The 22,845-nt window shown below is 38.1% G+C and carries 20 protein-coding genes and 2 tRNA genes; 16 read left to right on the top strand and 6 right to left on the bottom strand.

All coding sequences use genetic code 11. The features are described 5' to 3' along the window. Positions 1-11: 11 nt before the first annotated feature. The 5 genes from HUV91_RS01525 (at position 12) to HUV91_RS01505 (ending at position 5,071) form a co-directional block, all read left to right on the top strand. On the top strand, positions 12-662 hold the full coding sequence (locus HUV91_RS01525; protein ID WP_130074769.1) for a hypothetical protein: 651 nt from the start codon (positions 12-14) through the stop codon (positions 660-662). Between the two features lie 265 nt (positions 663-927). After that, the gene (locus tag HUV91_RS01520) at positions 928-1,776 is read left to right on the top strand and encodes a metal-dependent hydrolase (protein WP_373687876.1); all 849 of its coding nucleotides are present in this window, start codon (positions 928-930) and stop codon (positions 1,774-1,776) included. 656 nt (positions 1,777-2,432) lie between these two features. After that, positions 2,433-3,434, top strand: coding sequence for a lytic murein transglycosylase B (gene mltB, locus HUV91_RS01515; RefSeq protein WP_174492300.1), 1,002 nt, complete (start codon positions 2,433-2,435; stop codon positions 3,432-3,434). A gap of 283 nt (positions 3,435-3,717) precedes the next feature. Beyond that, positions 3,718-4,329, top strand: coding sequence for a septal ring lytic transglycosylase RlpA family protein (locus HUV91_RS01510; RefSeq protein ID WP_130074767.1), 612 nt, complete (start codon positions 3,718-3,720; stop codon positions 4,327-4,329). Between the two features lie 295 nt (positions 4,330-4,624). Next, on the top strand, positions 4,625-5,071 hold the full coding sequence (locus HUV91_RS01505; RefSeq protein ID WP_130074766.1) for a DUF962 domain-containing protein: 447 nt from the start codon (positions 4,625-4,627) through the stop codon (positions 5,069-5,071). Positions 5,072-5,316: 245 nt separating this feature from the next. On the opposite strand, the gene HUV91_RS01500 is transcribed toward HUV91_RS01505, so the two are convergent. Next, on the bottom strand, positions 5,317-5,868 hold the full coding sequence (locus HUV91_RS01500) for a DUF3465 domain-containing protein (protein ID WP_174492299.1): 552 nt from the start codon (positions 5,866-5,868) through the stop codon (positions 5,317-5,319). 68 nt (positions 5,869-5,936) lie between these two features. Here HUV91_RS01500 and HUV91_RS01495 point away from each other — a divergent pair, with 68 nt between their 5' ends. Beyond that, the gene (locus HUV91_RS01495) at positions 5,937-6,542 is read left to right on the top strand and encodes a hypothetical protein (protein WP_174492298.1); all 606 of its coding nucleotides are present in this window, start codon (positions 5,937-5,939) and stop codon (positions 6,540-6,542) included. A gap of 58 nt (positions 6,543-6,600) precedes the next feature. Here the strand turns inward: HUV91_RS01495 and tsf are convergent, their stop codons facing one another. Both tsf and rpsB read right to left on the bottom strand, forming a co-directional pair. Next, positions 6,601-7,479, bottom strand: coding sequence for a translation elongation factor Ts (gene tsf / locus HUV91_RS01490; protein ID WP_130074763.1), 879 nt, complete (start codon positions 7,477-7,479; stop codon positions 6,601-6,603). Positions 7,480-7,621: 142 nt separating this feature from the next. Then, positions 7,622-8,374: a 30S ribosomal protein S2 gene (gene rpsB, locus HUV91_RS01485; protein WP_130074762.1), complete on the bottom strand. Its 753-nt coding sequence runs from the start codon at positions 8,372-8,374 to the stop codon at positions 7,622-7,624. Positions 8,375-8,604: 230 nt separating this feature from the next. On the opposite strand from rpsB, the gene map reads away from it, so the two are divergent. From map to HUV91_RS01470, 3 genes are all read left to right on the top strand, one after another. Further along, entirely contained in the window at positions 8,605-9,432 is an 828-nt protein-coding gene (map, locus tag HUV91_RS01480) for a type I methionyl aminopeptidase (protein ID WP_130074761.1), read from the top strand. A gap of 333 nt (positions 9,433-9,765) precedes the next feature. Continuing rightward, positions 9,766-10,845 carry an OmpW/AlkL family protein gene (locus tag HUV91_RS01475; protein ID WP_174492297.1) on the top strand — a complete coding sequence of 360 codons (1,080 nt, stop codon included), beginning with the start codon at positions 9,766-9,768 and terminating at the stop codon, positions 10,843-10,845. Between the two features lie 315 nt (positions 10,846-11,160). Further along, positions 11,161-12,390, top strand: a complete 1,230-nt coding sequence (locus HUV91_RS01470) for an MFS transporter (RefSeq protein WP_174492296.1) — start codon at positions 11,161-11,163, stop codon at positions 12,388-12,390. 200 nt (positions 12,391-12,590) lie between these two features. On the opposite strand, the gene HUV91_RS01465 is transcribed toward HUV91_RS01470, so the two are convergent. Then, on the bottom strand, positions 12,591-13,502 hold the full coding sequence (locus HUV91_RS01465; protein ID WP_174492295.1) for a LysR substrate-binding domain-containing protein: 912 nt from the start codon (positions 13,500-13,502) through the stop codon (positions 12,591-12,593). A gap of 106 nt (positions 13,503-13,608) precedes the next feature. Here HUV91_RS01465 and HUV91_RS01460 point away from each other — a divergent pair, with 106 nt between their 5' ends. Then, the gene (locus HUV91_RS01460; RefSeq protein ID WP_174492294.1) at positions 13,609-14,472 is read left to right on the top strand and encodes a pirin family protein; all 864 of its coding nucleotides are present in this window, start codon (positions 13,609-13,611) and stop codon (positions 14,470-14,472) included. Positions 14,473-14,522: 50 nt separating this feature from the next. Here HUV91_RS01460 and HUV91_RS01455 read toward each other — a convergent pair whose 3' ends face one another. Together HUV91_RS01455 and sthA are read right to left on the bottom strand one after the other, a co-directional pair. Beyond that, complete coding sequence (locus HUV91_RS01455) at positions 14,523-15,623, bottom strand: AAA family ATPase (RefSeq protein ID WP_174492293.1); 1,101 nt, start codon at positions 15,621-15,623, stop codon at positions 14,523-14,525. Positions 15,624-15,738: 115 nt separating this feature from the next. Beyond that, the gene (gene sthA, locus HUV91_RS01450) at positions 15,739-17,154 is read right to left on the bottom strand and encodes a Si-specific NAD(P)(+) transhydrogenase (protein ID WP_130074755.1); all 1,416 of its coding nucleotides are present in this window, start codon (positions 17,152-17,154) and stop codon (positions 15,739-15,741) included. Between the two features lie 194 nt (positions 17,155-17,348). On the opposite strand from sthA, the gene lipA reads away from it, so the two are divergent. The 6 genes from lipA to HUV91_RS01420 all read left to right on the top strand — a co-directional run bounded on the left by lipA (position 17,349) and on the right by HUV91_RS01420 (position 22,844). After that, entirely contained in the window at positions 17,349-18,362 is a 1,014-nt protein-coding gene (gene lipA / locus HUV91_RS01445; RefSeq protein ID WP_130074754.1) for a lipoyl synthase, read from the top strand. Positions 18,363-18,694: 332 nt separating this feature from the next. Continuing rightward, positions 18,695-19,882, top strand: a complete 1,188-nt coding sequence (locus HUV91_RS01440; protein ID WP_174492292.1) for a sensor domain-containing diguanylate cyclase — start codon at positions 18,695-18,697, stop codon at positions 19,880-19,882. A 430-nt stretch (positions 19,883-20,312) separates the two neighbouring features. Then, positions 20,313-20,388 (top strand) — tRNA-Glu (locus HUV91_RS01435). A gap of 48 nt (positions 20,389-20,436) precedes the next feature. Further along, positions 20,437-20,512 (top strand) — tRNA-Glu (locus HUV91_RS01430). A 253-nt stretch (positions 20,513-20,765) separates the two neighbouring features. Then, entirely contained in the window at positions 20,766-22,184 is a 1,419-nt protein-coding gene (locus tag HUV91_RS01425) for an amino acid permease (RefSeq protein WP_174492291.1), read from the top strand. 174 nt (positions 22,185-22,358) lie between these two features. Then, positions 22,359-22,844: an NUDIX hydrolase gene (locus tag HUV91_RS01420; protein WP_174492290.1), complete on the top strand. Its 486-nt coding sequence runs from the start codon at positions 22,359-22,361 to the stop codon at positions 22,842-22,844. Position 22,845: the final 1 nt, after the last annotated feature.

The raw sequence follows: 22,845 nt of genomic DNA, 5'->3' as shown, positions 1-22,845 counted from the left end.
GAGGTTTTAACATGCCCTTTTTTGGTTTTGTACCTTCTGATGAACTTTTAAAGAACATTCAGACTGGTATTGAGAAAAAAAATTCTAATGAACCACTGTACCCATTACGTGACCAAACTGCGCTATTAATTAACGATGAAATTATAGATGCATTGCTCGTAAAACTAGTGCAGCACTTTCCTGCTAGTGAAAAGCGTGATACGGCGGAAAAATTAGCAGGTTATGTCAAATCTACAGTTTCTGTTTTACTTAAACAACTTTTAAGTAAAGCCGACAATAATGTAGTTCGTCAGTCTATTGAGTTTTCTGAACGTAGTTTATTCAAAGCGCCAACAGGTGCATATCATATTGGTACGACACTCGATGCAAGTTTAGTCACGAGCTTAAAACATACTTTTGCTGAAATTAAAGCAGGAAATAAAGTCGATAAAGAAGCTTTAGCTGAACTGTATAAACAGTTTGCTGATGCTGCAATTCGTCATTTTATGATTGATTTCAATAAAACCTTAGACCTTGGCATGATTAAGCGTAAAGCCTCTGACATCGGTGCTGCTGCTGTCACTAAAGCGGTGCATATTGCTATCAATAAACTCATCCCGAATCTCAGCCGAGATGAATTAAAAGCTGTTGCGGAATATCACGATACTTTGTTCTTTAACTAAGTCTTTTTAGCAATAAGTCTTGCTTTACAAAGTTAAGCTATTCTCAAAAAATGCTCTTTTTATGAGGGCATTTTTTATGCCTCCAATTTATCTATACTATATATAGGTAAACTCAGTCATATAGAGAAGCTCAGCAAATTTACCCAATACTGCTACAAATAAAAAGTTATAGCCAATGCTTAATGAAACAATCATGGCAAATTAAAACAGATCAAGAAGTCAATCCATACATTTACAGTAAAACAAAAATGTTATAGGTGAACTGATGCTTAAAAATATGGCTCAAAACTCGCAAAAATACCAACAGCGTTTAAGTTCTGCAATTCAAATCCGTAAAACGCGCTTTAATGCCCAATCGATACAACATCACTATACTGATGCCACCTTAATCTCACACTTTCTCACTGCACTTTCGATCACCTTTCCACAAGGCGAACGCTTTTTTGTTGAAACTGTACGAAATGTACGTGATCAAATTGAAGATCCGCAGCTACAAGCCGATATTTCAGCTTTTATTGGTCAAGAAGCACATCATGCCCAAGCACACGAACAATTTAATGCTGCGGTGCAATCTAAACATTATCATCTAAAAAAGTATGAGGCCGCTTTAAACAAAGAAATGCAACGTTTAAGAACGCTCAGTCAACGCCGTCAATTGGCTGCAACCGTGGCTTTAGAACATTTTACTGCGCTGATGGCAGGTTATATGCTCAAACACCCTGAAGTTATGTTTAAAGGTTTATCTGCAAATATGCAACAGCTGTGGTTGTGGCATGCTATTGAAGAAATTGAGCATAAACATGTGGCTTTTGATGTCTATCAAACAATTTTTAATCATTTGGCACAGCGTCGTAGAAGTATGCGTACCATTAGTATTGGCTTTATCAGTGGCACAGCCATGATGACTGCAGACCTACTGTGGCAAGATCGTAAACATAGCTTGCATCGACCCGTGGAGCTCATGAAAAATATCAAAGCTTTGAGTGAGTTATGCTTGATGATGATACGATTATTTCCTGAATATATCGCATTTTATGATCAGGACTTTCATCCCCAACAACTTGACCAACAACATCTATTAGATATGGGACGTCAATTACTCTACCCCAATTAAAATTTAAGCTCTAAACTCTTGATTTTTTTTTATTTCAATCTATTTTTGCAAGGCGCAACTTTTGATTGAAGTACAATTTTGAGTTGGTATTTAATTTTTTGACTTTTATAACATGCACATTTGATCAGACGACTTATTAGCAAAATAAATTCTATTAAACGATCAATAAAATATCCATATCCAATACACATCAATGAAAAGATTTAACTTCAATGAAAGTATGAAATTTTATGCTGTTGCATAATACAAATACAATATTTTACCAAATATTCAACTATTACATTTTTAAATCAGAGCTTATACATACTTTATCGCTCAATAAATAAGAATCTTGATAAATATCATGAATCAATGTCGTTATTTTAAACAATATTCTCTATTTTTCATATAATTTTCATAAATTTAGCATTTAAATCATCGTATATTCATAATTCACAAAAATATGCTGATAGATGCATGGACTTTGTCATGTTTTGTTTATGTATTTGTAAATGAGCACTGCGGTAATGATATGTTAGCAAAAGTCGTTTCATTATGCTGTTTTTAGCATGATCTTGATCATACAAAGCATTACATTATCAGCGACTTTTGGTATGGTGATGTCCATTCACATTTACACGTATTTATACCCATAGAAAATTAGGAAATTATCTTTCATGTTAAATTTTGGGCTTTTTCAGAAAGTAAGAAATATTGGCTTCTGTGCGGCTGCATTATCTATTACCAGTTTTTGTCAAGCAAATGACTTTGCCAATGATCCGAACTATAACAATTTTAAATTAAAAACAATGCAAACCTATGGTCTGAGCAGTGAACAAGTCGATTGGGCAATGAATGGTTCAAGAAATTTACCCAATATTATCAACATTATGAATAGACCAGGTGAAAGTAAACCTTGGTATCAATATAAAACCAATTTTTTAGCAGAAGGTACAATTCAACGTGGTGTACGCTTTAAAAACCAATATGCCGACACCCTAAATCGTGCAGAACAGCAATATGGCGTTCCACAAGCCATTATTCTGGGAATTTTAGGGGTTGAAACAGGATATGGCGCAAATAAAGGCTCTTTTATCACGCGTGATGCTCTTGCAACTTTAGGTTTTGGTTATGAACGTCGTGCGCAATATTTCCAAGATGAACTTTCTGCATTAATTGCTTGGTCCTATAAAGATGGCGTACCCACCAATTCGATTGTGGGTTCTTATGCAGGGGCTGTAGGTTATCCGCAATTTATGCCCAGCAACATTCCTCTTTATGGCGTAGACTATGACGGCAATGGTCATGTTGACCTACGAAATTCGGCTATAGATGCCATTGGTTCAATCGCAAATTATCTTGCTCAAAAAGGTTGGCAACGAAATCAACCCATTGCATTCCAAGCACGTTACACAGGAAACAATCCTGATGCCATTATTGCGAAAGATTTAACCCAGCCAACACCCTATGGTGTCCTGAAAAATCAAGGCATCGCACCCATGAACCCCATTGTAAAAATTGATGATTTAGATCTGGTCAATGTCATCCAATTACAAGAAAGTTATGGGCCTGCATATTACATTACTTACCCTAATTTTCAGGTCATCACGACCTATAACAAAAGCAGAATGTATGCGACTGCTTTATGGCTTTTAGGCACAGAAATTGTCAATCGCTGAGGCTTAATTTTCTTCCCGCTTAAATAAGTCAAGATTTTTTTCCATTAAAATGGTTGTTTTACAACCATTTTAAATAATTAGTTACAATTACGTATATTTATTAATCAAAATTCGTAAGTTTTTGTCCTTTTTGTAACTATTCATCAAATATTAGTAGACACATTCGTTACTGCATGAATATTATCCCCTACCGTTAAATGTGGTTGCAAAAGTAAATTTACAGACTTTAGTTTTTATTTTTGAGTGTTCAAAAATAGATTTTAAGGTTCCCAGGAGTTAAACAATGCATGCTTCACTAAAATATATGATCGCCCTGACCATGGGTTTAGGTATGACGCAAGTCAACTCAGAAATGGTCCAGTCATCATACTTAAACAACGATTCAGATAGTTCAAGCCTTGCGTCACGTGTTGTGAACAAAGATTCAACGAACTTTAATTCACACTTTTCAAACTTAAACAGTTTGTCAATTACTGAACGTTCTAGCGATAAAATCCGCCGTGATACACTCGCAGCCAAAGTTCAAGTGCAAGAAGACGAGCCTTCAGTCATTGATAAATTAAATGCTGTTGCATCAAATACTGTTCGTAAATTCTCACAAACAGGTGTTGCATCTTGGTATGGTCGTCAATTCCATGGTCGTAAGACTGCAAGTGGCGATACATTTGATATGAATCAACTCACAGCAGCACATCGTAGCTTACCGTTAAACTGTTACATTCGTGTCACAAACAAAGACAATGGTAAAAGTGTGGTCGTAAAAGTAAATGACCGTGGTCCTTTCCATGGTAACCGTGTACTTGATTTGTCTTACGGTGCTGCTAAACGTCTGGGTATTACCAACTCTGGTACGGGTCGTGTAAGTATCGAACGTGTGGATGGTCCAAACTCTTAAGTTTGCTCTCCCCATTTAACGGAAAAAGCCACATCTCCTGTGGCTTTTTTAATTAAATGGCATTTTTTATTTCATTCCGCATTTCAATTCTTTCCTGCTCTCTAAAACAAAACACTTCGCCATGATTTAGCACCTATTCTCATATTTAAAGTGCCTTATTTTATGTGTATAAATTGCATTGGCTTAAAAGACTCAAAACTTTGCACATTTGACCTTTGACCATTTGTCTTTTCTCATCTATATTTTCATGGTGACTAAAAAATAAATGAAAGAAGTCTAGCGCACGGAGTGCAATATGAAATCAATTACCGAATGGTTTGATGAATACAGTGAAAGTCATCAAAATAAAACCAATAAAATGATCCATTGGGTTTGTGTCCCTGCGATCCTCTTTTCTATTCTTGGCATCCTTGCACATTTTAGCGCCTTACTGACTGCTTTAATTATTGTTCTCACATTAGTTTTTTATGCTCGCTTAGATTTAGTTTTAGCCGTCGCAATGGTTGCTCTTGTGGCAGTCATGGCTTGGGTCATTTACTTACTTCCTGTTGGTGCAGGATTTTATATCGGTGTCTTTATTTTGGCTTGGGTTGGTCAGTTTTATGGTCATAAAGTAGAAGGTAAAAAGCCATCATTTTTTAAAGACCTCCAGTTTCTTCTCATTGGCCCTGTATGGTGCATGGACGCCTATCTAAGTAAAGTACTACCAAAGTGGAAAAGTCGCCAAAAACTGGCTTTTTAGCGCAAATAAACAAGGGGGAAATTTCACCAGTGAATTTACCCTTTGTTTTTGATAAAAAACTACGAATAAGCGATCAAAAATGCAATAATCTCAGGCTTATTTTTGATTTTCCATGTTCTAGAATATACTGACTCAATTGTCTTCATCTAAGTGCAAAATAATATAAAAAAATTAGATATTGAGTACGACATTTTATTTTTACAGCATCTCGTATCACAGCAAAAAATTGTTACTGCATTTGCAAATTAACGAGAAATTTGACCATTATGTTTTAACCAACCATCTTCATGACGACCTTGTGGATCATGATGAGTCCAATGCATCACCCCACCCTGCGGGCTATATTCATATTCACCAAAAAATTCAACAAGATCACCTTTCTTCAAATTTTCCAATCGTGGTGCTAAATCAATATTATGTGCAACAAGTAAGGTTAAGCCGTTATCTAAAGTCAAAATAAATTTTTGATGCCGTGAACCCTCATGATCATCACGCAATACGGTTTTGACTTTACCCTCAGACTGAACTTGAACATTGCTGAGTTTGCGTTCAAAAGATTTTTGAATCACCGCTAAGCCATGTCGATTTTGACTACTTTGTGTCGCATTTATTTGACTAGAATTTTGATGATTTACCGCTTGTTGCTGTGGTTTTTGCAAATTTTGTGCTTCTAAATGCGCATTTTCAGCACTTGTAGCAGAAGGATTTTGCTGATCTTGTTTTAAATCAATTCCAAAATATGCTGCAACAAGAACTGCGATCGCCGCGCCGATACTTAGATTGGTCTTATTTGCCATCTACAATCATTCTATGCTAAAAAATATTGCCCAAATTATATAAACTTCCATAACAATGAGAAAGCCAAATGTCTGAACAAGAACAATTAAGAACAATACTCATCGAAATTTTCCCAGAACTAAGAATTAAAGATTTTCCTGAAATAGACCCTAAAGACAGTAGCAGCACATGGTTGATGGATTGGAAAACTAATTATGAATGTTCTCAGAAAATCATTGCGAGCTGTGAATTTTCAAATTTCAGTTGGCTTTTAGAACAAGATTTTAAAAAGTTAACAATAGTAAAATCATCAGGATATAATGTTTCAAATATTTTAAAAGACATATTTTCCTATATTGAACAGTTTAAAGATCATACTGATCATGCGTTAATTGACTTGAATGAATTAGAATATGATGCTTCATTTTTTGACGATGATGAGCTGAGTTTTGAAGAACAATATGCGATTGCAATCGATAATATTACATCAGATATTCTTCAGCATGATTTAAGCGTTCTTGTGATTGAGCATGGGGAAAATATTGATTTTATTTTAAGTCAGGCGACTTTTGAAACTTTATCTAAATTAGAAAAAATACTCAAAATGATCTATGACAATAGCGATGTCACACTTTACTATCATACACATCAGCAAGATTATTCCTTTGAATCTTTATTAAAAAACCAAACATGAATGCATAAAAAACCCCTCATATGTTGAGGGGTTCCTTCATTTTACTGAAATAGTAAAATTATTGTGCAGCAGCAGCTTGAGCAGCAGCAACTTCGTCAGCGAAGCTCATTTCTGCTTTTTTCTCAATACCTTCACCTACTTGGAAGCGAACGAATTGAGCAACTGTAGTACCTGTTGCTTTCAATACATCAGCAACTTTTTTCTCATTGTCAATCACGTACATTTGACGCTCAAGAACAACTTCATTCAAGTATTTTTCAACTGAACCAGTCACCATTTTTTCAACGATATTTGCTGGCTTACCAGATTCAATCGCTTTCGCTTCTGCAATTTCTTTCTCTTTTGCGATAAGATCAGCAGATACACCTTCAGCATTTACAGCAACTGGGTTGAACGCAGCAACGTGCATTGCAATACCTTTACCAGTTTCAGCATCACCTGTGTAAGACACAACAACACCGATTCGTAAACCGTGTTTATAAACTGCAAGGTTTTCACCTTCAACAATTGTTGCACGACGAACTTGGATGTTTTCACCGATTTTTTGAACAAGTGCAATACGCGCTTCTTCTACAGTGTGGCCATCTTCAAGTTTCAATTCAGCAATTTTAGCTGCATCAGTTTCGTTTGCAGCTAAAGCAGCAGCAGCAACTTTTGCAGAGAAACCAGCAAAGTTTTCGTCTTTTGCAACGAAGTCAGTTTGGCAGTTTACTTCTAAAAGAAGTGCTTTGTTGCCTTCTTGAGCAATTGTGATTGCGCCATCAGCAGCAATGTTGCCCGCTTTTTTAGCTGCTTTTGCTTGACCTGATTTACGAAGGTTATCAATCGCTAACTCGATGTCACCGTCTGCTTCTGTTAATGCTTTTTTGCATTCCATCATTGCAAGACCAGTACGGTCACGTAATTCTTTTACCATGCTCGCAGTAACTGCAGTCATGTTGTTCTCCTAAATACGGTAGAAAATTGAATTCTGTTAACAAAAACGGCCCAAACATGAAATCTGGGCCGTTTTGCTGTTTCGACGCTTAATTTGCCACCATTACATGTCGCAAAAATGACAAGCCTGCGTCAAAAACGCATTAAGCCTCAGGCGCTTCTTTAGCAGCTTCTTCGCCTTTAGCTTGTGCATTTGCTTGAGTTTGAGCGTATTCTTTACCAGCAATAATCGCATCAGCCATAGCAGACGCATAAAGCGTTACAGCACGGATCGCATCATCGTTACCAGGAATAACGAAATCTACGTTATCTGGATTAGAGTTTGTATCAACGATACCGATTACAGGAATACCAAGATTCTTAGCTTCTTTAATTGCAATCGCTTCGTGGTCAACGTCAATGATGAACAATGCGTCAGGTAAACCACCCATGTTCTTAACACCACCAAGACCACGTTCAAGTTTTTCCATTTCACGAGTACGTTCTAAAGCTTCACGTTTAGTCAGCTTAGCAAAAGTACCGTCAGTAGATTGAGTTTGAAGGTCTTTTAGACGGTTGATTGACTGACGAAGTGTTTTCCAGTTCGTCAACATACCACCTAACCAACGGTGATCTACATAGGGTTGACCAGCGCGTTGAGCTTGTTCACGGATGATGTTTGAAGCAGCGCGTTTAGTACCAACGAATAATACTTTGTTCTTTTTGCTAGCTAGGTTGTTAACAAAGTTCAAAGCATCGTTTAACGCAGGAACAGTGTGCTCAAGGTTAATGATATGAATTTTGTTACGCGCACCAAAAATGTATTGACGCATTTTTGGGTTCCAGAAGCGAGTTTGGTGACCAAAGTGCGCGCCTGCTTGAAGAAGGTCACGCATACTTACGTTGTAATCTGCCATTTTCTTTACCTTAAAAGTTTGGGTTAGGCCTCCATATGTCCGCATTCTCCACCTAGGTTTAAAAAACAAAGGCACCCAGAGCAATGTGTCGACATATGTGCGGATTTTTAAATTACCCTAATCAATTTTCCCGTCTGACTTTCATTGAGAAAGTAACGAAAAGCATTTGATAATTTGGGCGGCTATTTATACCATAGTCACATACAAATTTCCAAAAGTTTTTAAAGATCATGAACAGTACTTACGAAGCTCCCCGTCGTTTAATCAAAACCGCAGATGAAATTGAAAAAATGCGTGTGGCGGGACGACTTGCAGCCGAAATTCTGGATATGATCAAACCGCATATCAAACCAGGTGTATCGACACTTGAATTGGATACGATTTGTCATGACTGGATTGTCAATAAACAAAATGCCATTCCTGCATGTTTAGGCTATGGTGCAGCACCTGGTCGTCCTGCATTCCAACATGTGATTTGTACTTCAGTGAATCATGTGGTCTGTCATGGTATTCCGTCAGAATCAAAAATTTTGAAAAAAGGTGACATTTTAAATATTGATGTCACTGTCATTAAAGATGGTTATCACGGCGATACCAACATGATGTATATCGTGGGCGGTGAAACATCTATTCTTGCTGAACGTTTATGTAAAGTGGCACAAGAAGCCATGTATAAAGGCATGGAAACAGTTAAACCTGGTTCAACGATTGGTGATATTGGCGCTGCGATTCAAAAATATGTTGAGTCAGAGCGTTTTGGAGTGGTACGTGAATATTGCGGTCATGGGATCGGTACAGTTTTCCATGATGAACCACAAGTGCTGCACTATGGTCAGCCAAACTCTGGGATGATTTTAGAAGAAGGGATGACCTTTACTATTGAACCAATGATCAATGGCGGCGACTGGAAAACTAAACTTCTAGGCGATAAATGGACAGTCGTTACCAAAGACCATAGTTTATCTGCACAATATGAACATACCCTTTTAGTGACTAAAACAGGCATTGAAGTGCTTACTGCTCGTCCTGAAGAAGATTTATCTCGTTTTGGCCAATAAATTGAACAATTCGATTGTCATTGACTAGTTTTGCTCGTCACTAGGTCAAAAAGGTCACTTTTAAGTGACCTTTTTTATTGCTTAGCGTGTGTATATTGGTTAAATGATCTATTTTTCAAAATATTAAAAAAATAATCATGTGAATTTTACAATGTAATTTAACTGTAACATCATTACAAAGCCTTATAAAAATTAAGGGATTCATCAACAAAAGCCCTAAAACGAGAACATTTATTAAATAAAGTCCTTGTTAAATGCAACATTCTTCTGCCGTAAAACAATCAAATAATGAAGCTGATAACAATGAGTAACAGCGGACATGGAGTCCATTTTATGAAAAAAGTACTTTTATGCTTTATGAGTAGCATTCCTCTATTCTCAACATGGTCTTATGCCGATTCTCCTTATTTCAGCTTAAAAGATGGCGATGGCTTTAAGCGTTTTTCCGTATCGGTAGGCGCTTTACACGTCATGCCTCAAGGCAAAGCACAGCCTATTCAAATCAATACTGCTGTCAAAGAAGGTGAAAAATCCAAAGTTGGGGATATCTCCATTGATTCCGTCAAAAACAATATGGATCCAGATATGGACCCCAATTTATCTTCAATCTTTGTCAATTTTCTAGATGGTTTAGGCATGGATACTTTGCCGGGTGCTTTGAGTGGTACGGCTGAAATCCATGGCTTAAGTCAATGGGAAAGTGCTGGAACAGGTTTGGAGGCAGATGATGTCACCACTTTAGGCTTAATGAGTAATTATTTTTTTACTGACCATATTTCCTTAGAAGTGAAAGCAGGTATTCCCCCAAAAGTTGACATTCAAGGTAAAGGAAAAATTTATGCCCCTTTTGAAGCATCAGCGACACCTGAGGTTATTGGCATTCCACTGCCCCAAATTGATATGAAAAATAATTTGCTCATCACTGATTTAGAAAATCATGGGGGTGCAGTTGCCGAAGCCCGAGCGTGGACACCTGCTGCAGAGTTGCAATATCATTTTGGCAAAACAGGGGTCAATAAATTCCGCCCTTATATTGGTGTAGGTGTGATGTATGCCTATTTTAATGAACTGGAAATGAATCCAAGTCTAGAAAAAGATTTGATTGATGCAGGACATATGATCGCAAATATTAAACAAGGACAAGCAGGTGCAGCGCTTGATGGCAAAGTAAGTCAGGCAAAACCTGAAGTTAGTTTGGATGCAAATGATGTCATTGCACCTGTAGCCACTGTAGGTTTTACCTATGATTTTAATGATCGTTGGTTTGCAGTGGGCTCTGTGAGTTATGCACAACTGACCGCTGAAGCAAACATTGCGGTTAAAGATGAAAAACTAGGTGAACTGATCAATGCTAAAACCGATATCGAAATTAACCCCATTTTAGGTTATGCAGGAATAGGTTATCGCTTCTAAGATTATGAATAAATAGATGATCTAACCAAAATAAGAGGAATAGATGAGGCGTTTTGATTGCAAAATTCACCTCATCTTAGGCTGATCATTTCTAAAGAAGATTACACTACGCCCATCTCATCGAAAAATTAAAAGAATCAAATCACGACAAAGTCGCTTAAATGATAAACATACATGCAGGTAAAAATTAAATCCCTTGCCTCACCCACATAATATTCTAGATAACTTTATTTTATTGATTGTTAAATTTTTATTTTGTCGTTTTAAAGTGATGAATCCGATACAATTTATTCAGCCTTATGCCATGGATGTTGTATGACTGCACACACTATTGATGAAACTAAATTTTCTAAACCCTTAATTTATATGCTGATTGGCAGTGCTTTCATACTCGCTTTGTCATTAGGTGTGAGACACGGTTTTGGGCTATATCTTGTTCCGATGAGTCATGAGTTTCAGTGGAATCACCAAGTATTTAGCCTTGCTATCGCCATGCAAAACCTCCTATGGGGTGCTGTGCAACCTTTCACAGGTGCATTAGCCGACAAATATGGCAGTAAAATCGTGGTCGCTGTGGGTGGTGTTTTATATACCATCGGTCTACTACTGATGTCTGTCAGCTCCGAAGCATGGCTGCTTGATCTAAGTGCTGGATTGATTATTGGACTTGCACTTTCTGCCACTTCATTTTCGGTTTTATTGTCTGCGGTGGGACGTGCTGCACACCCAAGTAAACGTGGCATGGCAATGGGAATCGCCAGTGCCGCAGGTTCTTTTGGGCAATTCATCATGCTCCCGACCACATTATTATTGATTAAGAATGTGGGTTGGTCATCTGCCTTGGTGATCAGTGCTATTTTAGTTGCATTCATCGTTCCTTTAGCATGGATGCTTAAAGCACCTACGTATAATGCCCCAGCTACAGTTTCAAAAATCACTCGACCTGCGTTAACATTTAAACAAATTTTAAAAATTGCGTTTTCACATAAACCTTTTTTATTTTTGGCTTTAGGCTTTTTCGTATGCGGATTTCAGGTGGTATTTTTAGGCATTCATTTGCCTGGATATTTGGTCGATCATGGTTTTGATGCCTCTAATGGTACTGTTTTCCTCGCTTTGGTTGGGTTATTTAATATCGTGGGAACTTATGGTGCAGGTTATTTAGGCGATAAATTTTCTAAACCACATTTACTGATGTGGTTATATGGCTTGCGTGGTATCGCGATTGTCGCGTTTTTGATGTTACCTCTGAGTATATGGACGATTTATAGCTTTGGCATCATCATGGGCATCTTATGGTTATCGACGGTTCCCCTCACAAACGGCATTGTGGCCAATATGTTTGGGGTTAAATATTTAACCATGCTCAGTGGCATCGTGTTTTTCACCCATCAAGTTGGCTCATTTTTTGGTGGTTGGCTAGGTGGCTTGAATCATGATTTAACAGGTAATTATAATATGATGTGGGCTTGTTCAATTGTCTTGAGTGTTTTCGGGGTAATGGTTCATTTCTTTGTCAATGAGGAGTCTGTGGTCGATGACTAACGCATTTTCATGGTTAAAACTGAGCATCACACTTGGGCTAATTTTTTTATTCACTCTTTCCGCAGTGCTTTGGCTAAATACGCCTGAACTTTTTGAATATTTTAATATGGCATTTTGTGCACATTGAGATGATCATGTGAATGGCAAACACATAAAATAGTGTCTGTCATTCAGGCTTTTTTGATAAATTTTAAATCTCTTCACGACTCAAGCTTCAAGTCCTTAAACGCCGTAAGTAAATGTTCCAACAACACTCTTATCGCAGGTAACATGCCCAAACGAGAAGTATAAACAATATAAATCACACCTTTTGGTAAATGCCATTCAGGTAATAATTCAATTAAAGTCCCTTGTTTTAACTCCTCATGCACAAATACGCGTGGCAAAGATGCAATACCCACCCCTTTTAATACGGCGGCTTTCATTGCACTAAAATTATCAGTTTTCAATCGGGGTTGAAATTCAATATCATGAAAAAGATTAGCCTCACCACATTTATGTAATGTCCACATGGCTTTTGCTGCATGAAAACCAATACTTGGCAATTGTGCTAAATCTTCTGGACTTTGTGGAATCGCCAGGTGTTGAAACAAATGAGGCTTTGCCACGAGAGCATGTTCCCATGCATCCAATTCTCGTACAATCAAATCACTATCATCTAAAGGTGTATTACGGACACGGATCGCAAGATCAATTCCCTCGGCAATCAAATCTACCCGTCGATTCGTTGCCACCAAATCCACACGTACATGCGTATTGGTCTGCATAAAATCAGCAATCATCTCACCCACAGGCATTTCAACCAATGCGATTGGGCATGAGATACGCACCAAACCTGTTGGCTCATCTGACAAGGTACTTTGAATAAAATTTTCAGCGTTATCCACATTATCTAAGATTTTTAGACAATATTGATAAAATTGTTGCCCAACCTCAGTGACTGTAAATTGTCGAGTATTGCGTTGAATCAAACGAATTTTTAAACGAGCTTCCAAATCTGAAATACGTCTAGATAGTTTGGACTTGGTGATCCCCAATGTTTCACTCGCCTTTGTAAAACCTTGATATTTAACAACTTGAACAAAATAGTAATAGTCATTGAGATTTTGCATTCATCATCCTATAAATAGAAAAATCTGTTGTTATTTTCGCTCTTTAATCCTGTCTTTATACCTCGATAATAAATATTAAGCGAAATATAGATTTGAGGATACTACAATGAAAACTATTGAAAAAGTATATACCAGTCATCGTAGCAACTGGGTCGGTGATGGTTTCCCAACCCACTCAATGTTACCTATGCACGAAATCAGCACTGCCACTAGTCCTATTATTTTGATGGGCTATACAGGTAAATATGCTTTTACACCTACTACACATCAGCGAGGTGTAGGTATGCATCCGCATCGTGGCTTTGAAACAGTGACTATTGTCTATGATGGTGAACTTGAACATCATGATTCAAAAGGCAATCAAGGTAAAATTGGCAAAAATGAAGTGCAATGGATGACTGCGGGTCGAGGCATTATGCACGAAGAACATCATTCCAAAGATTTTGCCAAAAAAGGCGGTGATTTAGATATGGTACAACTTTGGGTAAATTTACCAAGTCATACAAAAATGACTGAACCACGTTATCAAGAGCTAACTGAGCAAAATATTCCCGAAGTTCAACTTGCGAATGACCATGGCATTGTGCGTGTTATTGCAGGTCAATATGTGAATGGACAACGCTTCGTCAAAGGGGCAGCTCACACTTTCACCCCAATCAATCTGTTAGATGTGCGTTTAAATCAACATGCTGTTGAACACTTTGAGTTTAATCCCCTTTGGAACAATATTATTTTTGTTTTAAGTGGCAAAGTAAAAATTGATGAACAAGAGTTTTCAGGCATGCAAACTGTATATTTAACCCATGATGCCGATTCAATTGCAATCGAGTGTCTCGAAGATGCAAAAATTTTAATCACCAGTGGCGAGCCCATTCATGAACCCATTGTTGCTCATGGGCCATTTGTGATGAATTCTGAAGCTGAAATTCAACAGGCATTTTTAGATTTTAAACGTGGTTTACTCGCTTAAAATTAGATCAAATGTAATAAAATAATCAACCTGTCTTGGCAGGTTGATTATCATCCTGATACAGCTGTAACAACCGTTTCCCCATTTTTCTGACCCAACTCAATATGTTGAAATTCACGATATTGCCTAATCATTTTAGCCAAATCAGATGAATGGCTTGTCACCCATAATTGAGTAAACTGACTCGCTTCAGCAATCAACATCGCCAGCGCAGGTAACAACTCAGGGTGTAAGCTATTTTCAGGTTCATTCAATGCCATAAAGTTGGGGGGGCGTGGACTCAGCAATGCCACTGCTAAACACAAAAAGCGTAATGTCCCATCTGAAAATTCAGCACTTTCCAAAGGTCTCAAAATCCCCTCGCGCTTCATCATCATTTGAAAACGTCCACCCAATTCTTCCACATAAAACTGAGTATTAGGAAATGCTTTTTCTAATATCGCATATAAAGTTTCTGTTTGCCCACGCTCTCGTAAAGTCTCAAAAGCCGCTGCCAAATTTGCACCATCATGCGCCAAAACAGGTGATCGAATACCCACCTGAGGGATCCGCATCGGAGAATGAGTACTCACCGAAAACTCATGATAAAAACGCCAATTTTTCATGCTTTCTCGTACTTGTGACACTTCAGGATATAAATGTGGATCAGACAGTTGTCCAAAGATAGAATCTTCCTGTGTTAACGTCATCGGGTAACTCATTTTTTCACCCTCAACATTTTTTAAAAATGCAGCTTGATTAACCCGTTGCATCAGCTCACTCATACCGCGACGTTGATAGCCACTCAACCAAATGTTTTCTTTTTTCACCAATGGATCTAAAGCAAATAAACTAATTAATGGCTCAGGAAAACCGATTTCTATCTGATATTCATAATATTGCATGTCTACAGCTAAAATCATTCGTTTTGGATCTTGCGCCCGATCTCCTGCTCGATGACCACCTGCCCACATTACTTTTTGAATCCCGCCTTCTTCAGCAATCGCTTGTGATAAGCGTCCATTGGCTGCTTCATGCAACAAACGCATCGCTTTATAAAGATTAGATTTGCCACAACCATTTGCACCACTGATGATATTTAATTGTTTTAAGGGCAAGTTAAGCTTGCGAACTGAACGAAAGCCTTGAATCATGACAGATTGAATGGTCATAGTATTGTGCACATCTTCTATTTTTCGTGAGACGCTAATGGTTTTACTCAATTCATAAAAAACCCGCAAGCCTAAACTTACGGGTGAAATACGATATAAAAATTTTAAAATCGTTTTAGAATAAACGATTCATACCATTGAGTGTTGCTACACGATACGCTTCAGCCATCGTTGGATAGTTAAATGTCGTTTCAACAAAATACTTAATGGTGTTGTTTCCACTTTGCATCACGGCTTGACCGATGTGAATAATTTCAGCTGCATTATTACCAAAACAATGCACACCCAATAACTCCAAAGTATCGCGGTGGAATAAGATTTTAAGCTCTCCCACGGTATCGCCCGTAATTTGTGCACGCGCTAAATGACGGAATGATGCTTGCCCCACTTCATATGGAATTTTTTCTTCAGTCAGCTGACTTTCAGTTTTACCAAAGAATGAAATCTCAGGAATAGTATAAATTCCTGTTGGAATGTCTTTCACGGGTTTAATGTCTTTTTCACCAGACATATTTGAACCAGCACAGCGACCTTGGTCATAGGCAGCCGATGCAAGAGATGGCCAACCAATGACGTCACCCGCCGCATAAATATTTTCGACTTCAGTTTGGTACTGATCATTCACAGCAAGCTGACCACGACTGTTTGGTGTGATCCCTACATTTTCCAAACCTAAGCCATCGGTATTCCCTGAACGACCATTACACCACAAAATCGCATCTGCTTTGATCTTTTTACCACTTTGTAAATGCAGTACAACATGGTCATCAAAGGTTTCTAAATGGTCAATTTGCTCATTGTGGCGAATCAATACACCTTGTTCACGCAAATGATAAGACAAGGCATCAGCAATTTCATCATCCAAATAGCTTAAAAGTTGATGTTGGGTATTGATCAAGTCAACTTTATGATCTAGACCAATGAAAATCGATGCATATTCGCAACCAATCACACCCGCACCATAAATAATGATTTTATGAATCGTAAAATCAAGGTCTAAAATTTTGTCTGAATCAAATACACGAGGATGATTAAAGTCTAAACCTTGTGGATGATATGGACGGCTACCTGTTGCTACAACCAATTGACCATAACCTAATGTTTCTTTAATGCCATCTTCACCAAAAATGATGACTGTATTTTTATCCTGAATATAGGCTTGACCATGAAATACATCAATATTATTACGGTCATAAAAACGTGAATGCGTATCGACTTGTTGTTGAATCACTTTATGTGCATTACGCAATACTTGTTTCATGGTGAATTGTTTCCAATCCCCAACCTTTTTAAACATCGGATCACGCTGGTAACGAATAATACTCGATACCGTTTGACGCAGTGCTTTACTTGGAATTGTGCCGACATGAGTACAGTTACCACCCAACTGCTCACGCACATCCACAATTGCAACACGCTTACCGGATTTAGCAAGCTTCATTGCCGCGCCTTCACCAGCAGGACCTGAGCCAAGTACGACTGCATCGTATTTCACATAATTCCCACTAACGACTTCTTTTTTACGTGGCATTCAAAGCTCCTTCCGAATTCTGTCTATATGCAATGTATATTATGAACTAAACTCACATAATTTTCTGTATTTCCCATGCATATATTCTGTGATAACTACATTTAGAAAATGAATAGTGTTTTTACCCTTTCATTTTCCAATTCCGCTATAATATAGCGAAATACCTACCGTCAAAAACAGTGGAAAAGTTGAATATGTCAGAAAACCGTAAACCTGAACAGGGTGTAAAATTACGTGGTGCAGAAAAAGTTGCTCGTATTCCTGTAAAAGTTGTACCAACGGTTGAAGCACCTCGAAAGCCAGACTGGATTCGGGTGAAAATGGCTGCGCCTGATGAAGTTCAGCGTATCAAAACAACACTTCGCGCTCAAAAATTACATACCGTGTGTGAAGAAGCAGCTTGTCCCAACCTCCCTGAATGTTTTGGTGGTGGTACTGCAACCTTTATGATCATGGGTGATATTTGTACCCGTCGCTGTCCATTCTGTGATGTCGCACATGGTCGCCCAAATGCACTTGACCCTGATGAGCCACGTCACATGGCGGAAACCATTGCCAATCTTGGTTTAAAATATGCCGTGATTACCTCTGTAGACCGTGATGATCTCCTCGATGGAGGTGCACAACATTTTGTCGATTGTATTAAAGAAGCTCGTGCTTTAAGTCCTAAAACTTTATTGGAAATTTTAGTGCCTGACTTCCGTGGTCGTATGGATGTGGCTTTACGCATCATGACTGAATGTCCACCTGATGTATTTAATCACAACATTGAAACTGTACCCCGCTTGTACAAAGCCATGCGTCCAGGTTCTGACTATCAGCATTCTCTAAACTTATTAAAAATGTTTAAAGAATACTGCCCTGAAATTCCAACCAAATGTGGTTTGATGGTGGGAATTGGTGAAACTGAAGAAGAAGTCATTGCTTTGCTTGATGATCTTCACGCACATGGCGTGGACTATGTGACCATTGGTCAGTATTTACAACCTTCGAAAGAACATGCACCGATAGACCGTTTTGTCACGCCTGAAGAGTTTGAGCGTTATACAGCACATGGTCAAAAGCTTGGTTTTAGAAACATTTGGGCAGCGCCAATGGTGCGTTCAAGTTATTTTGCAGACCGTCAATATTATGGTGAGCCTGTTCCACAAGTACGTCGCAAGACTGATCCTGCGAAGAAAATTGCAGTGCAAACTATTGAAGCTTAATTAAAAATATATAGCTTAAAATAAAAAGCCCATCTAAAAAGATGGGCTTTTTTGATATCAACAACATTATTTAATCAAGCTATTGACAATAAAATGATTGAATACTTCAATTTATGACACAAAATACCATACGCACAGCGAAAGACTAAACATGCATATTGAATATAACAGCAGTGCAAAAAATTGATCAATTATTGCAACGAAAATCACATTAATTTCAATAAAATATAACAGCATCAAATTATAAAAATTAAAAAAATCATTATCTTATAAAAAAAAATTACATGAAGTAAAATTATATGCTCTATAAACTCGTGTCTTTAGGTCGCACAATGAACCTACCATCCCCTGATTTTTTAACTGCATTTAGTATGGCAGCATTGACAGCTTTTACAGTGTCATGGGTGATGTGGGCATTGGGCAAGCACTATTGGAAACAAGGCATGTCTTGGGCTGTGATAAGCACTTTATTATATGCTTTTGCTTACATCAGTTTCCTTTTACAAAATATATTGGAATGGTTCGTCATTCCTGTCATTTCCAAATTATTCATCAGTTTTGCGATTGCAACCTTTACAGTCGCTTTAGAACGCTTTTGTCAAAGTACTCAATGGAATCGTGATTGTGCTGTTATTTTAATTCCGATATTCGCCACGCTTACTTTAGCCATAAGCTGTCTACCCCAAAATATTGCATGGTTTAACATGCTGCAAAGTGTAATCACCGTATTACAAACCATATATACCATTTTGGTTTTATTTCGCATGCGCTCACGGACCCCTGGTACAGGTTGGCTGTTGGTCAGCGGTGGTGCCTTAATTCATCTTGCCACAATACTCCCCCTTATGTTTATAGCAGCTCGCCCAAATCCTGAATTTACAATACAAGCCTCTACACAAGATATTTTAGCGATGTGGGCAATTTGTCTAATTTTATTTTTAAAAATGGTGGTGATGTCATTTGGTTTTTTAATTATGCTTCGAGACCGTCAAGCCGCACTTGAAGAAGATAAAGCAAGGCTTGATTATTTAACCCAACTCCCTAATCGCGCTACGCTAGTTGAAGCAATACGAGAAGCGACCTTACAAGCATCCAAGCAGCTAACCCCCTTGTCTTTAATGGTAATTGATATTGACCACTTTAAAAAATTTAATGATGAATATGGACACTTAGCAGGTGACCGTGTCATTCAAGTCGTTGCACAAATATTAAGACAACAATGCCGAGAAATGGATTTAGCTGCCCGTTACGGAGGTGAAGAGTTTATTCTACTTTTACCTCATACCACATTAGATGAAGCACATATTTTAGCAGAACGTCTATGTCATCATGTTCGTTCGATCATGGTGGACTTAGATGGAACACGACAATTAAATATCACCATTAGCGTGGGTGTACACTGCTGCATCCCAACACAAAATAGTACGTGGGAATCATTGGTTGCAGTTGCTGATGAGGCAATGTATCTTGCTAAGCAAAGGGGACGTGATCGAGTGGTTTTATCTAACTCGTTAACTTAACCAATTTCGATCTGCCTTTAAAACCGATAAAAATTTATCCATTTGTTACAGGAATCTGCTTAAAAAGCAAACATGCCGATAAGCTTGGTATCATCGGTCACATACAATCAAAAAATTACCTAATAACAATCAAGCGCTCAGATTTTTCACGCAGTCGTGTCGTTCCACAAAATACTAATATCTGAATAAAACCTTGAAAACAACAGCATATTCTTTAAGTGTAGTGTTGTCACTGATGCAATATATAAGCAATGGATGTATCACTCACAACTTAGACGACACCCTAAAATAGGTATTTTTTAAACTCAAATGCTTTAAAGCTGTGAATATTGTTTTATTTTTAAACAGTTATTTATTTTTTTGATTTTAAATGCAGAAAAATATTTGACACTTTTAAATATCCACCCTAATATACGCCCACCTCTGAAACGACCCTATCGTCTAGAGGCCTAGGACATCGCCCTTTCACGGCGGTAACCGGGGTTCGAATCCCCGTAGGGTCGCCATTAATTCATGGTTTAGTTTCTAAATTCAAAGGTACGCCTCATCTTATTGACCCTATCGTCTAGAGGCCTAGGACATCGCCCTTTCACGGCGGTAACCGGGGTTCGAATCCCCGTAGGGTCGCCATATATCTAATATACTGTGCTTAATACATAAGCATTCTAGTATTCATGCTTTTTTATTTTTAAATCTCTCGCAATGAATTTAATCATTCATTCTTTGTGTATGTTCTCGCATTTCCAAATGATTATTCACTCATAATCGTGCTAACTCCTCTTTGTCAATAATGACAATTGTCTTTACTTTATCAATTCTTCTTTGAACTCTGCATCAATAACACCTACAATGTTGCGCTTCGTTATTTAGCTAAATTACTTTTATGCAGTCACCTCACACACAGCATGATGCTCCAAATCAAGGACATTCTGCACCATTAAAACGTGCTATGAGCACGCGACACTTGGTGATGATCTCACTGGGTGGTGCCATTGGTACGGGCTTATTCTTAGGTTCAGGTGAAGTTATTGCACAAACAGGACCGATTGGTGCCATTATTTCCTATATTTTGGGTGGGATCATCGCCTATATGGTGATGCTATGTTTAGGTGAACTTGCAGTGCATATGCCAGAATCAGGTTCATTTGGAACATATGCACAAAAATATATTGGCCCTGCAACAGGTTATACGGTGACATGGCTATATTGGCTCACATGGTCAGCAACCCTAGGCACTGAATTTACCGCTGCAGCATTATTGATGCAGGAATGGTTTCCACAAGTGTCTATGTGGCTATGGACGATTATTTTTGCAGGCGTAGTGTTTGGTCTCAATATGAGTTCAACACGTTGGTTTGCCGAGTCTGAATTTTGGCTATCTTTGGTCAAAGTCATCACGGTTATTGCCTTTATTGTATTAGGCTTGTTAGCAATCTTTGGTTTGGTCAATTATGAAGGTTATAGTTCCGCGCCATTATTTAGCAACTTAACGGGTAATGATTGGTTTCCTAATGGGCTAATTCCTATTTTTACCACCATGCTGATTGTTAATTTTGCATTTTCAGGCACAGAGTTAATTGGTGTTGCAGCAGGTGAAACTAAAGATCCTGCAAAAAATGTTCCCAAAGCCATCAATACTGCTATCTGGCGTTTATTGATTTTCTTTGTTGGTACAATCATTGTGATTAGTGCGCTCTTACCGCATGAAATGGCAGGTTTAAATGCAGAAGGTGTCAGCAGTAGTCCTTTTGTCACCGTCTTTAATCATATTGGTATCCCATATGCAGAAGACATTATTCGTTTCGTCATCATTACCGCCTTATTATCTGCTGCCAATTCAGGTTTATTTGCAGCCTCTCGCATGATGTGGTCATTATCTGCAAAAAAACAACTGCCGACTGTTTTTTCTAAACTGAATGCACGTGGTATTCCTTATATTGCAGTTATGGTCACTATGCTGGGTGCATTACCGGGTTTATTGTCTGAACATTTTGCACCTGAAACCATTTTCAAAAACTTACTTGGTGTTGCGGCATTTACGATGGTCGTCGTGTGGATGAGTATTTGTTGGAGTCAGTTTAATTTCCGCCGTGAATGGTATAAATCAGGTCGTCGTAAAGAAGAATTAGGTTTTGCTGCGCCGTTATTTCCCATCGTACCGATTTTAGGTTTTGTGTTCTGTTTCATTACTTGTATCAGTATGGTATTCGACCCTGACATGGTGGTGGGTTTTATCTGCTGTTTAATTTTTATCACTTGCTGTTATGCAAGTTATGCATATTTGTATAAAGACTCAGAATAATAATGTTCTTGCACATTTATTTCCTAGCTAAATCTTTTAGAGCAGACTAACCCTCTGCTCTTTTTTATCTACCAATCAATTGGTAATTTTTAAATACCATTTCAAATGAATGCAAACATAGCCATCAACGCCTAAATTTTGTAGAATAGTGCTTTATTTCCCATGGTTTTGGTTATGACCTCTTGGACTCCTCATGTTACCGTCGCTACAGTTGTAGAAAAAGATGGAAAATTCCTTTTTGTTGAAGAACATACGGAAGGTGTTACACATACGGTATTTAACCAACCCGCAGGACATGTCGAGTGCGGTGAATCCATTGTCCAAGCAGCAATCCGTGAAACCATGGAAGAAACAGGTCATGCAGTCGAAGTAGACGCTTTACTCGGTATGTATACGTATACGCCTCCGATGTTTCCTGACCGCACCTATTTTAGATTTTGCTTTTTAGCCCATGTTTTAGATTATTTCCCAGAAGCCGAGCTTGATACAGGCATTGTTGGACCAAAGTGGATGACACTTGACGAACTCATCGAGTCAGCCCGCGCCCGTAGTCCATTGGTGATTAGAGCTGTACAAGATGCACTTTCTGGGCAAAAATACCCACTTTCGCTCATCTATGAGCATCAAAACTCTCCTTTCATTTCAAATTTGGATGCCTAGT

It is taken from the genome of Acinetobacter sp. Marseille-Q1623, from assembly GCF_902809895.1.
Lineage (GTDB): Bacteria > Pseudomonadota > Gammaproteobacteria > Pseudomonadales > Moraxellaceae > Acinetobacter > Acinetobacter piscicola_A.
Note: the sequence above shows the minus strand (reverse complement) of the source record. Positions and strands in the feature narration are given on the sequence as shown.